12 protein-coding genes are annotated in these 12,629 nt (G+C 63.8%); 4 read left to right on the plus strand and 8 right to left on the minus strand.

From position 1 onward, the window contains the following. Positions 1-48 precede the first annotated feature (48 nt). A complete protein-coding gene (gcvH, locus tag HSDC_RS02915) occupies positions 49-441 on the minus strand; it encodes a glycine cleavage system protein GcvH (protein WP_064698403.1) in 393 nt (130 codons plus the stop codon). Positions 442-1,049: 608 nt separating this feature from the next. Here gcvH and HSDC_RS02920 point away from each other — a divergent pair. Further along, positions 1,050-2,426 (plus strand): alanine/glycine:cation symporter family protein, encoded by a 1,377-nt coding sequence (locus HSDC_RS02920; protein ID WP_064698404.1) that lies wholly within the window; start codon positions 1,050-1,052, stop codon positions 2,424-2,426. Between the two features lie 69 nt (positions 2,427-2,495). Continuing rightward, positions 2,496-3,605, plus strand: coding sequence for a glycine cleavage system aminomethyltransferase GcvT (gene gcvT, locus HSDC_RS02925; RefSeq protein WP_064698405.1), 1,110 nt, complete (start codon positions 2,496-2,498; stop codon positions 3,603-3,605). A gap of 104 nt (positions 3,606-3,709) precedes the next feature. On the opposite strand, the gene HSDC_RS02930 is transcribed toward gcvT, so the two are convergent. The 7 genes from HSDC_RS02930 to HSDC_RS02960 form a co-directional block, all read right to left on the minus strand. Beyond that, entirely contained in the window at positions 3,710-4,330 is a 621-nt protein-coding gene (locus HSDC_RS02930; RefSeq protein ID WP_064698406.1) for an alpha-ketoglutarate-dependent dioxygenase AlkB family protein, read from the minus strand. 24 nt (positions 4,331-4,354) lie between these two features. Then, complete coding sequence (locus tag HSDC_RS02935; protein ID WP_064698407.1) at positions 4,355-4,897, minus strand: phosphatase PAP2 family protein; 543 nt, start codon at positions 4,895-4,897, stop codon at positions 4,355-4,357. Beyond that, positions 4,869-6,026 carry a glycosyltransferase family 4 protein gene (locus HSDC_RS02940; protein ID WP_064698408.1) on the minus strand — a complete coding sequence of 386 codons (1,158 nt, stop codon included), beginning with the start codon at positions 6,024-6,026 and terminating at the stop codon, positions 4,869-4,871. The genes HSDC_RS02935 and HSDC_RS02940 overlap by 29 nt, the downstream gene beginning before the upstream one ends. Before the next feature lie 106 nt (positions 6,027-6,132). Further along, positions 6,133-7,044 (minus strand): murein hydrolase activator EnvC family protein, encoded by a 912-nt coding sequence (locus tag HSDC_RS02945; RefSeq protein WP_082919922.1) that lies wholly within the window; start codon positions 7,042-7,044, stop codon positions 6,133-6,135. Further along, positions 6,993-7,862: a 1-acylglycerol-3-phosphate O-acyltransferase, YihG family gene (gene yihG, locus HSDC_RS02950; protein WP_064698409.1), complete on the minus strand. Its 870-nt coding sequence runs from the start codon at positions 7,860-7,862 to the stop codon at positions 6,993-6,995. Before yihG ends, HSDC_RS02945 begins: the two co-directional genes overlap by 52 nt. A gap of 86 nt (positions 7,863-7,948) precedes the next feature. Beyond that, on the minus strand, positions 7,949-9,898 hold the full coding sequence (locus HSDC_RS02955; RefSeq protein WP_064698410.1) for an acetoacetate--CoA ligase: 1,950 nt from the start codon (positions 9,896-9,898) through the stop codon (positions 7,949-7,951). A 100-nt stretch (positions 9,899-9,998) separates the two neighbouring features. Next, positions 9,999-10,913 carry a LysR family transcriptional regulator gene (locus HSDC_RS02960; protein ID WP_064698411.1) on the minus strand — a complete coding sequence of 305 codons (915 nt, stop codon included), beginning with the start codon at positions 10,911-10,913 and terminating at the stop codon, positions 9,999-10,001. Positions 10,914-11,072: 159 nt separating this feature from the next. Here HSDC_RS02960 and HSDC_RS02965 point away from each other — a divergent pair, with 159 nt between their 5' ends. Then, positions 11,073-11,774, plus strand: coding sequence for a CoA transferase subunit A (locus HSDC_RS02965; RefSeq protein WP_064698412.1), 702 nt, complete (start codon positions 11,073-11,075; stop codon positions 11,772-11,774). 147 nt (positions 11,775-11,921) lie between these two features. Then, positions 11,922-12,584: a CoA transferase subunit B gene (locus HSDC_RS02970; RefSeq protein WP_064698413.1), complete on the plus strand. Its 663-nt coding sequence runs from the start codon at positions 11,922-11,924 to the stop codon at positions 12,582-12,584. Positions 12,585-12,629: the final 45 nt, after the last annotated feature.

A 12,629-nucleotide genomic window follows, 5' to 3' on the forward strand; every position in this document is an offset into this window, starting at 1 on the left:
TTGTCAGGCAAGGTCAGGCCCGACCTCGGAGGGCCGGGCCTGGTGGCGTCACTCCTCGGCGTCGGCGATGGCCTGGTAGGCCTCGGCGTCGAGCAGATCGTCCAGGTCGGTACCATCCTCGAGGCGCACCTTCATGATCCAGGCATCCTCGTAAGGGGATTCGTTGATGGATTCGGGAGCATCTTCCAGCGACTCGTTGACCTCGATCACTTCCCCGGAGACCGGTGCATACAGGTCCGAGGCCGCCTTGACCGATTCGACCACGCCGAACTCGTCGCCCTTGGCAAGTGAGGCGCCGACTTCGGGCAATTCGACGAACACGACATCACCCAGGGATTGCTGGGCATGGTCGGTGATACCGATGGTCACCGTCCCGTCGCCGTTATCCTGAATCCACTCGTGGCTCTCGGCATAGCGCAGATTGGGGGGGATGGAGCTCATGATGTTTTCCTATACGAAAAAGTTTTTCTGAGTTGGGTGAAATCCTAACGCCATCGAGACCGTTTGGCGAGTCCGGATGGCATCGATCTCCACGTTGCGTGGGGTATGCCCATCCCCATCTTAGAAAACCCCCGCGAGAATGCCCATGGCTACCGCTGCTCGAGGGGGGGGTAATGGGTGGTTTCGATATGCGCCCCGCTGCGTGATGCCTTTCCAGCTTTCCAGGAAAGGTGGCTCATACCGGGGAGCGCAGGAGGGAGTGCTCGCGATGGGGACGGTCGGCCATACGGCGAACCGGGGCGCTGGCAAGTCAAGAAGGGAATTCAGGCGGTTTTCTTATAGGAAATTTATTTCGTAGACTGTCGGTCGCTGGGGCCGGTCGACGCCATGATGGCGTCTCGCTCCGATGTGTTCGAATCGAGCGCTTCGGCGGGTCGGTGACTATACGTTGTCCTGCGGGGAGGAGAAATCCCGAGATTTTCCAATAGGAGACTGGAGCGCCAACGGAAGGATTCGCTATGGTACGGCTGTTCGTATCATCGCGGTCCAGGCCGCTCATGAACATCATGCACGTTGGTGCATAACAAGAAAACTGAGGGAGACGAAACGTGGAAACCTTGACCAATATACTGACGGCGATCGAAGGCGTCGTCTGGGGCCCCTTGATGCTGGTGCTGTTGCTGGGGGTAGGCCTCTATCTGCAGCTCGGCCTCAAGCTGCTGCCCATCCGCAAGTTGGGCATGGGCTTTCGGCTGTTGTGGGGTGGTCGCCGGACAGCGGCAGGCGACGAGGAGGACGGCGAGGTATCGCCCTTCAACGCACTGATGACATCGCTGTCGGCGACCATCGGGACCGGTAACATCGCCGGGGTTGCAACGGCCATCTTCCTGGGGGGCCCCGGTGCGGTCTTCTGGATGTGGATCACGGCCCTGGTCGGCATGGCGACCAAGTTCTCCGAGGCAGTCCTGGCGGTGCGCTATCGCCAGGTCGACGAGGCCGGGGAGCATGTCGGTGGCCCGATGTACTATATCCGCAACGGACTCGGCAAGAAGTGGGCCTGGCTCGGCGGGCTCTTCGCCCTGTTCGGTGCGGTGGCCGCCTTCGGCATCGGTAACACCGTACAGTCCAACTCCGTGGCCGATGGCCTCGGCGAGTCGATTGGCCTGCCGCATTGGGTGACCGGCCTGGTGATCATGGTGCTGGCCGGTGCGGTCATCCTCGGTGGCATCAAGCGCATCGCCAAGGTGGCGGGAAAGCTGGTGCCGGTGATGGCGGTGGCGTACATCGTCTGTGGTCTGCTGGTGCTGATCATCAATGCCGATCAGATCGGCTCGGCCCTGGGCATGATCTTCACCCACGCCTTCACTCCGATTTCCGCTGCGGGCGGCTTTGCCGGTGCGGCGGTCGCCAAGGCCATCCAGTTCGGTGTGGCGCGCGGGGTGTTCTCCAACGAGGCGGGGCTCGGCAGTGCGCCCATCGCTCACGCCGCCGCCCAGACCAAGAACCCGGTGCGCCAAGGCCTGATCGCCATGCTGGGGACCTTCATCGATACCATCGTGGTCTGCTCCATCACGGCCCTGGCGATCCTCACCACTGCCTGGACGTCGGGGGAAACCGGTGCGGCGCTGACCTCCCTGTCGTTCGAGGCCGCCCTCCCGGGCATCGGGCAGTACGTGGTGTCTTTTGCCCTGGCGGTGTTTGCCTTCACGACCACCCTGGGCTGGGCATTCTACGGCGAGAAGTGCTTCGAGTACCTGTTCGGCGTGGGTGCCATCAAGTTCTACCGGGTGGTCTACATCCTGGCGATCTTTGCCGGGGCCGTGTTGCCGTTGAACTTCGTGTGGCTGCTGGCCAGCGTCTTCAACGCCATGATGGCGATCCCCAACCTGGTCGCCCTGGCACTGTTGTCGCCGGTGGTCTTCAAGCTGACGAAGGACTACTTCGACGGCAAGGAAGTGCTGCCCGGCGAGGATCTCGACAAGTAGACCGTGGAGATATGGCCGGCTTCATGCCGGCCATTCACGATCGATTTCATGGGAAAGGTTAGCGAACCGATGAGCGAACAACACAAGACGCCACTTTTCGATCTGCATGTGGAACTCGGGGCACGAATGGTGCCTTTTGCGGGGTATTCGATGCCCGTGCAGTACACGCTTGGCGTCAAGAAGGAACACGAGCATACCCGTCGGGCCTGCGGACTGTTCGACGTCTCCCACATGGGGCAGGTGCTGTTGCGTGGACCGAAGCCGGCCGAGGCGCTGGAGACGCTGGTGCCGGCAGATCTGATCGGACTGCCTGTCGGCCGACAGCGTTATGGACTGTTCACGGCGGAAAGTGGCGGTATTCTCGACGATCTGATGATCGTCAATGCCGGTGATCACCTTTACCTGGTGGTGAACGCTGCCTGCAAGGAGCAGGATATCGCTCATCTGCGGCGAGGCTTGCCCGATCACGAAATCGAGGTGCTGGACCGTGGTCTGCTGGCATTGCAAGGGCCTGAAGCGGCGGCGGTGATGCAGCGCTTGTGCCCCGAGGCTTGTGAGCTGGTGTTCATGCAGCATGGCCGCTTCACCATCGAAGGCATCGAGGTATGGATCAGTCGCAGCGGCTATACCGGTGAGGACGGTTTCGAGATATCCGTGCCTGCCGAGCAGACCGAAGCTCTGGCACGACGTCTGCTGGATGAGGAGGAAGTCGAGGCGATCGGCCTGGGGGCACGTGACTCCCTGCGTCTCGAGGCTGGCTTGTGTCTCTATGGTCACGATATCGATACGACGACGACCCCGGTGGAAGGCGGCCTGATATGGGCCATCGGCAAGCCGCGTCGTCGTGATGGAGAGCGCCCGGGTGGATTCCCCGGCGCTGATCTCATCCTGCATCAGGTGGCCGAGAAGGACCACCAGCGCAAACGCGTTGGCCTGCTGGGGGAAGGGCGTGCCCCGGTCCGGGAAGGCGTCGAGCTGTATGATGGCGAAGGCAACGCGATCGGCAGCGTCTGTTCCGGTGGTTTCGGTCCCAGCATTGGGCGTCCGGTGGCCATGGGCTATGTGACCGTCGATCAGTCGGCCATCGACACCGTCGTCTATGCCGAGGTGCGTGGCAAGCGTCTGCCGATGACGGTGACCAAGCTGCCCTTCGTGCAGCCCGGCTATCATCGCGGCTGACTTTATACCGTTATCTATCTGCTGGCTTCTGAAACGTAAAACGGCCACCTTCGAGGGTGGCCGTTTTTCCTGCTCGGTCTCGTCATGGCGCTTTTGGCATGCCTTTAGTCGTTGCGGGAAAGGATCCACCGGAAGGTCAGGCTGATCCGTCGTCCAGGGTACCGCCGGGTGGGCAGGCTGTGTTCGAGTCGGGACTGCACGCCGGCGCCCATCAGCAACAGGCTGTCGTGGGGCTGATCGACGTTGAAGGCGGGGGCGTGCCGATCCTTCCAGCGGAAACGCAGAGGACGATTCATGCCCAGGCTCACGGCGGCGATCACGGGGGCTTCGCCGAGTTCCGGTTCGTTGTCGCTGTGCCATCCCATGCGCTCACTGCCATCGGCGTAACGGTTGAGCAGCACACTGTTGAAGCGAGCCTCGATGCCGACGGCGTCCAGACGCGACTGAACGATATCGCGGACCCTGAGTACCTCGGGGTGCCAGGGGACCGGCGTGAAGTCCCGACCCGAGTAGCGATAGCCGGCATCGCCCATCCAGACCTGCTGGCGGGGAATCGGGTGTTCGCGCCCATAGAGCTTGAGGGTCGGACGCTGCCAGTCGAGCTCGGCATCGAGACGATGCAGGACCGTCGTGGCGTCGGGATCGCCCAGCAGCGTCGTATAACGGATCAGCGGCGGCGTCTCCAGAAGGACCTCGCCGCCGCTGCCATGGGCAAGGAGGGACATGCCTTCAGCATGCCATGCCACTGCCTAGCCGGCCAACTGCAGGCTGCCCAGCGCAAAGGCATAGCCGATGGCCGCACCCGCGATGACATCGCTGATGTAGTGCAGGCCGAGCCCGACGCGTGACATGGCGATCAACAGCACGATCGGCAGCAACCAGGGCGCGAGCCAGGGCGTATGCATGGCGGTCAGCGTCAGGAACATCACGGCATGCATGGTGTGGCCGCTGGGAAAGCTGTAGCGGTCCCGGGCGGGTTCATTGCAGATGATGGTATGGAAGGTAATGAACGGCCGTTCACGACACAGCCGGGTCTTGACCAGCCGATAGAAGGCAATGGCGACCAGGGCCGTGACGGTGTACTGCACCATCAGGTGCCAGCCTGCCGCGCCCCGGTGCAGCAAGGGTTGCAACAGGATCAGGCCGACCCAGAGAGGCCAGTCTCCGGCTCGGCTGGCCAGCCGCAAGGTAGCCAGCCAGCGCCGGTAGATGCTGAATCCGGCCATCCATTGGCAGAGCTGCCATTCGAGCAGGTCGAGCCGTTCAAACACGGCAGGGATGCGTGGTTTCATCGGACACCTCCCGAGCGAGGTTCAGTGCGGCGAGGAAGTCGTCGGTGATGGCGGGCCAGCGGTACTGCAATGCCCGCTCGCGAGCCGCTCGGCCCAGCCGGCCGTAACGCGCCGGCTGCTGGCTGAGGGTAACGGCGGCGTCACGGAAGCCGTCTTCGTCGCCGACGGGCAGGCTGACGCCGTTGATGTCGTCGTCGATCAACTCGGCCCCGGCAGCATGGCGGAAGGCGACGACAGCCAGGCCACTGGCCATGGCCTCGAGCACCACATTGCCCCAGGTTTCGGAAATCGACGGGAAGATGAAGATGTCGGCGCTGGCGTAGTGACGTGCCAGGCCCTGAGGATCGATGAAGCCGGTGAAGCGCACATCCGGCAGGGCCTTTTCCAGACTGCTTTTGCCGGGGCCATCGCCGACCACCACGATGCTCATTTCGGGGCGGGCCGCCAGCATGGCGGCGAAGGTGTCGCGGAGCAGGTCGAGATTCTTCTCCGGTGCCAGCCGGCCGACGTAGAGCGCCACAGGGCGGTGTTCGTCACCGTCCCAGCTCGCTCTCAGCTCAGGGCTGCGATGCGCTGGCGAGAATGTCTCGCCGTCGATGCCGCGGGCCATGACGCGCACATTCTCGAATCCCTTCGACGTCAGCTCCTCGGCCTGTCGATGGGTGGGTACCAAGGTGCCGGCACAGCGATTGTGGAAATGTCGCAGGCGCCGGGTGACCAACGGCGACAGCCAGGCGATGCCATAGTCGCGGCAGTAATGGTCGAAGTTGGTGTGCCAGCCGCTGACCACGGGAATCTCGAGACGTTCGGCGGCACGCAGCGCCGACCAGCCCAGAGGTCCTTCGGTGGCCACGTAGATGACATCGGGACGCTCCGTTGCCCAGAATCGTTGCAGGCGACGACCCGCCGGCAGGCCTAGGCGGACTTCGCGATAGCCGGGCATCGAGAACCCTTTGACCTGCAGTTCGGCACTCATGCCGTCGGCGCCGTGCGCCTGGCCGGCCGGGCGAGGGCGTACCAGCTGCAGGGTAAAACCCCGTTGCAACAGTTCGGTGCTCAGTTGCTTCAGGGTATGGGCGACACCGTTGATATCCGGTGACCAGGTTTCGCTGACCAGGCAGATGCGCATGTCGATCCTCGTGCCATCCGGCGCCGGAATGGCGCCGTTTGACACAGACCGTGCCCGGTGTGGATGACAACCGGGCGACAGCACTGTGAAGAGACGATGACACCGACTAGCGCAGGACGTCCAAGGGATCCATCGGCTTGCCGCCATGGCGCATGTCGAACAGAAGCTCGTGGCGGCCATTCGCGGTTTGGCCCACGACACACAGAGGCGTGCCGCGCTTCACGCGTTGTCCGCTGTCGACGAGAAGGCGCGAGCAGCGAGCATAGACGCTTTGCAGGTTGTCCGGATGATGGACGATGACGACCTGGCCGAGCTGGCGCATGCTGTCGGCGAAACGCACCTGGCCGTCGGCCACGGCCTTGGCGCGGGCTCCCTGGTCGGTGGTGAGCAGCATCGGTTGCAGGGTGCCGTGGGCGTCCTTGCCGAAACGCCTTGCCACGTCGTAATCATCGAGCGGCCAAGGCCAGCCCTTGGCATCAGCGGGCATGGTGCCAGGGTCGGGCAGGCGAGCCGGAGGCGTCGATGCCGAGCTGCTGCTGGCCGATGAGCCGCCGCCGAGCGGCACCTGGATCAGGTGACCGACCTTGAGGTCAGTGGGGGTGACATCGGGGTTCGCCGCGACCACCTGGCTGGGGTCGGCGCCGAAGCGCCGGGCCACGGAGGTGAAGGTGTCGCCGGGACGTATCTGGTAGCGGTACGGGCCTCCGGAGGGGGCGCGTTCCTGTCGGCTGGGCACCAGGATGCGCTGGCCGACGGCGAGACCTCGGGGCTCGATGCCGGGATTGAAGCGCTGCAGCCTGATCAGCGGAACCTCTGCGCGGCGAGCGATGGCGCCGAGGGTATCGCCACGGCGGATGGAGACCCAACTGCCGGCGATTCCTGCCGGCTCTCCGCTGGCGGCATCACGGGAAGTGCCAGGTGTCGAAGACTGGCTGGCACAACCGGTCAGCAGCGCGAACAGGAATATCAGAGCGAGTCGAGGGAGGCATCCTTTGCCTGCCACAGGGCGTTCAGCCATGAGTGGAAGCGTTCCTTGTAGTTCGGGTCCTGATGATAGTTGCCGTCTCGCATCCAGGCGGGGACTTGCAGATGGCGTGCCCGGAGGTGAATGAGCCCCTCCTGGCCGCACAGGAATCGCCAGAAATGCGGGGCGGGGGTGTCGTAGCTCAAGGTGACATCGAGGATGCCGCCGAGTCGGTCGCCGAGCAATCCGACGACCTGGGCGATACCGCCTGCCCGGGGTGGCAGCAGGTGCCGATAAGGGCTCTGGCGAGCGGCGTGCTTGGCGGGCGTGAAGCGAGTGCCCTCGACGAAGTTGTAGATGGCGATGGGACGTTCGCGGGCATGGCGGCACATGCGCTCGGTAGCTTCCTGGTCGCGGCGCGCGAGATGCGGGTTGCGCTCGCGCTGTTCCCGGGTCAGGCGCCGGAGCATGGGAAATTCCAGGGCCCAGAAGGCGAGACCGACGACAGGGATCCAGATCAGCTGACGCTTGACGAAGAAGTGCGGCATGGGAATGCGCCGATGCAGGACCAACAGCAGCACGAAGATGTCGGTCCAGCTACGATGATTGGAGAGCACCAGCCACCAGTCATCGCGACTCAGATTGTCGGGCAGTTCCAGGTCCAGGCGCGGTGACAGCCAGTGGCGCATCCACCAGAGGTTGATGTCCAGCCACCAGCGGGCGATGGCATTGAGCCCCGAGAGCACCCGGCGGCGCAGGGGGCGTCCCGGGGTGACGAGCTTGAGCAGGGTGAGCGCGATCAGCGGCACCGCCCAGAACAGGGTGTTGAGTGTCAGCAGCAGCAGGCTGACGATCCCTTTCAGGGTCGACATGCCGGTTTCCTCCATGATCGTCATCAGCCCGCAATGCTAATGGAGAATGTACCCGCTCGCCAGGCGCCATGGCCGAGCTGCGGGAATCATTCACGCAATTCGGGAAGATCCTCGAACAGTGACAATGCCTCGGGGTTGGCCAGGGCCTCGCGATTCTTCACCGGGCGGCCGTGTACCACGTTGCGCACTGCCAGCTCGACGAGCTTGCCCGAGAGAGTCCGGGGTAGATCCTCGACCTGAATGATGCGTGCCGGTACGTGGCGAGGCGTGGTGTTGGCACGGATGGTGGTCTTGATCTCGTCGCGCAGGGCGTCATCGAGGCGCAGGCCCGACTTCAGCCGCACGAACAGCACCACGCGGACATCGTCCCCCCAGTCCTGGCCGATGCACAGGGATTCCAGCACGCCCTCGACCTTCTCGACCTGGCGATAAATCTCGGCGGTGCCGATCCTGACGCCGCCGGGATTGAGAACGGCATCGGAGCGACCGTGGATGATCAGGCCATCCTCGGGGGTGATCTCGGCGTAGTCGCCATGGGCCCAGATGCCGGGGAAGGTGGCGAAATAGGCATCGTGATAGCGTTCGCCGTCGGGATCATTCCAGAAGCCGATCGGCATCGACGGGAAGGGGCGGGTGCAGACGAGCTCGCCCTTCTCGCCGCGCAGTGGCCGGCCATCGTCGTCGAAGACCTCCACGGCCATGCCCAGGCCCCGGCATTGCAGTTGGCCTCGGTAGACGGGGCGGATCGGGCATCCCAGGGCGAAGCAGGAGACAATATCGGTACCACCGGAGATCGAGGCCAGCAGCAGGTCGTCCTTGATGTCACGATAGACATAGTCGAAGGATTCGTGGGACAGCGCCGAGCCGGTGGAAAGGATCGCGCGCAGGGCGGCGAGATCGTGATCCTTGCCAGGGACGAGGCCTTCCTTCTCGCAGGCGGCCAGATAGCGGGCACTGGTGCCGAACACCGTGATGCCCTCGCGCTCGGCGATACGCCACAGGACCTCGGCATCGGGGGCAAAGGCGGCGCCGTCGAACAGCACCAGGGTCGCGCCGCTGGCCAGTCCGGAAACCAGCCAGTTCCACATCATCCAGCCGCAGGTGGTGTAGTAGAAGAGGGTGTCCGAGGCATCGAGATCCGTGTGCAGGCGGTGCTCCTTGAGGTGCTGGAGCAAGGTGCCTCCGGCGCTGTGAACGATGCACTTGGGTGTGCCGGTGGTGCCCGACGAATAGAGAATATAGAGCGGGTGATCGAAGGGCTGGGCGCGGAAGTCGATTTCCTCGGCCCCGTTGTCGAGATAGTCGTCCCAGGCGACCGCCCTGGGAATTGCGTCCAGAACCGGCGCGTCATCGAGGAAGGGAAACACCACCAGGGTGTCGAGCCCATCGAGGGCGCGGGCGATCTCGGCCAGCCGGGGGCGAGTGTCGATGGGCTTGCCGTTCCAGGTGTAGCCGTCGGCGGCGATCAGCACCTTGGGGGTGATCTGGCCGAACCGGTCGAGAACGCCCTGGAAGCCGAAGTCCGGCGAGCAGGAAGACCACACGGCGCCGAGGCTGGTGGTTGCCAGCATGGCAATCACTGCGTGCTCACTGTTGGGGACGAAGCCGGCAACCCGGTCGCCCGGCTCGACGCCGTCGTCACGCAGCGCCCGGGCCAGCCTGGCCACGCGCCGGTAGAGTTCGGCATGGCTCAGCTCGCGACGGCGCCCGCGCTCGTCGTGGACGATCAGGGCCGGCGCCTCGTCTCGGCGGCGCAGCAGGTTGGCGGCGAAGTTGAGCCGGGCCTCGGGGAACCAGCGGGCGCCCGGCATAGCATCGGGCGATTCGAGCACCGGTTCGCCGCGGTGTTCGGCGACGATCTCGAAGGTGTCCCACAGCAAGGACCAGAAGCGCTCGGGGTATTCGATGCTCCAGGCATGGAGGTCGGCGTAGTCATGGAGCTGCGCGCCATGCTTGGCTTCGATGTGGCGCATCAGCGCCGCCATTTGGGTGGCGGCGGTCGTCTCGGGGGAGGGTTGCCAGAGTGGGGCCGTCATCTCGTTCCTCTCTCAAGGGCTCGGGCGTCACCGGTTTCCTTCAGCCTAGCAGCCCGAGGTCGTGGATCCTTCGTTGTTCATCGCGGGCCTGCGACCTGGTTCAGCACTGCAGCCTGGGCGTTTGCAGTGTCGGTGGCTCGACGCCATCGCGCAGCACATCCCGCAGTGCCTGGGCGGCCACCGAGAGCTCGCCGGTCTTCGGTGAGAGCACACCGACCGTGCGTTCGATGATCGGAGAGTGCAGCGGCAGGCAGCGTGCGCCAAGCTCGTGCATCTGGTCGATGCATAGCGATGGCACGGCGCTCACTCCCAGGCCATCGGCGACCATGCGTCCCACCGTGGTCAGCTGGTGGCTCTCGAAGGTCACGGCCAATGAAATGCCATCCTCATGGAGACGCCGCTCAAGCATGCGCCGCACCATGGAAGGACGTTGCAGCGTGATGAAGTCCTGCGTCAATAGCCGGTCCCAGTCGAGACTGTTCTGGTCGGCGAGGGGCGAGTCGGCAGGTACCACGGCGACGAAACGGTCCGTGAACAGCGGATCGACCCGTAGTGTGTCGCTGGCTTCGGGCTCGAAGGCGATCCCCAGTTCGACACGCCCCTGGCGCACCATGTCGATGACGTCCTCGTTGATCACGTCGTGCACGGTGACGTTGATGCCGGGATGACGTCGGCGAAAGCTGGCCAGCAACGCGGGGAGCTGGTTGCCGGCAAACGAAGGCATGGCCGCCACGGCAACGCTGCCGAGTCGCAGCGTGAAGCGCTGGCGCAGGATTTCCTCGGTATTGTCCCAGTCGGCCAGCAGGCGCTTGGCCAGGGGCAGCAAGGACTCGCCCTCGGGGGTCAGGCGCACGCTACGGGTACTACGGTTGAGCAGGCGCCCACCGAGGGTGTCCTCGAGCCCCTTGATGGTCAGGCTGAGTGCTGGCTGCGAGAGATGCAGGCGTTCACAGGCCTGAGTGAAGCTGAGGGTCTGGGCGACGGCGAGAAAGGCTCGAAGCTGCTTGACGGTCATGGCGAACGATTCATGGCGACTCAATTTATTTGTTTTTACAAAAAAACGATAAGAAAAACAAACTTAACAAATAGATGGCCTGCCCCTGACACTGCAGGACAAGGTCCCGTCATGGTGGGGCGATGACAACAATTTCCTGGCAATCACTGAGGCATCGATATGGCCGGATTCGACAAGCGTGTGGATTCCTATGAGGCGGCAATGGCCGGCCTCGAGAGCGGCATGACCGTGATCGCCGGTGGCTTCGGGCTGTGCGGTATCCCCGAGAACCTGATCAATGAAATCAAGCGGCGTGGCGTCAAGGAGCTGACCGTCTATTCCAACAACTGCGGCGTCGATGGCTTCGGCCTTGGTGTCCTGCTGGAAGACAGGCAGATCCGTACCATCCATGCCTCCTACGTGGGCGAGAATGCGCTTTTCGAACAACAGATGTTGGAAGGCGAGATCGAGGTAGTGCTCACGCCTCAAGGGACCCTGGCCGAGAAGATGCGCGCCGGGGGAGCGGGGATCCCCGCCTTCTATACCGCCACCGGCTATGGCACGCCGATCGGCGAGGGCAAGGAGGTGCGCGAGTTCAACGGACGTCCCTGCATTCTCGAGGAATCCGTGGTCGGCGACTTCGCCATCGTCAAGGGCTGGAAGGCCGACCGGTACGGCAATGTCGTCTACCGTGACACTGCCCAGAACTTCAATCCCCTGGCGGCGACTGCCGGGCGTGTCACCGTGGTCGAGGTGGAAGAGATCGTCGAGCCTGGTGAGCTGCGTCCCGACCAGATCCATACGCCGGGGATCTATGTCGACCGGATCATCCAGGGCACCTTCGAGAAGCGTATCGAGAAGCGCACCGTGCACGAAAGCTGAGCGTTTTTCTCCGTCTTCCGGACATCCGCCGTGTAGCACGAGAGGGCGTCGGTAGCGCCCAGGGAGGGGGCATAGCGCCTCCTCGTAGATCTGCCCCGGCATTGGCCCGACGGCGTTGTTCCCTTACAAGATACAAGAGGCATCAAGATGGCACTGACTCGCGAACAGATGGCAAGGCGCGTGGCGCGCGAACTCGAGGACGGTTTTTACGTCAACCTGGGCATCGGTATCCCGACCCTGGTGGCCAATTATGTCCCCGACGACATCGATGTGATGTTGCAGTCCGAGAATGGCCTGCTCGGCATGGGGCGCTTTCCCACCGAGGAGGAACTCGACCCGGACATGATCAATGCCGGCAAGCAGACCGTCACCGCCCGGCCCGGTGCGGCGATCTTCTCATCGGCAGAGTCCTTCGCGATGATTCGCGGCGGGCATGTCGATCTCACCGTGCTCGGTGCCTTCGAGGTCGACCAGTACGGCAACATCGCCTCCTGGATGATTCCCGGCAAGCTGATCAAGGGCATGGGCGGCGCCATGGATCTGGTGGCCGGGGCCGAGAACATCATCTGCACCATGACCCATGCGTCCAAGCACGGTGAATCGAAGCTGCTCGAGCAGTGCACCCTGCCGCTGACCGGTGCCGGTTGCATCAACCGTGTGCTCACCGACCTGGCCTACCTGGAGATCGAGAATGGCGCCTTCGTGCTCAAGGAGCGTGCACCAGGCGTCAGCGTCGAGGAGATTCAGGAGAAGACCGCTGGCCGCCTGGTCGTGCCCGAACATGTGCCGGAGATGACGTTCGTCGATTGAGCGAGCGGCGGACTGGTTCCGTTTCGGGGTCTCGGTGATGCGGCT

Origin of the sequence: Halomonas caseinilytica (assembly GCF_001662285.1) — a bacterium.
GTDB classification, from domain to species: domain Bacteria; phylum Pseudomonadota; class Gammaproteobacteria; order Pseudomonadales; family Halomonadaceae; genus Halomonas; species Halomonas caseinilytica.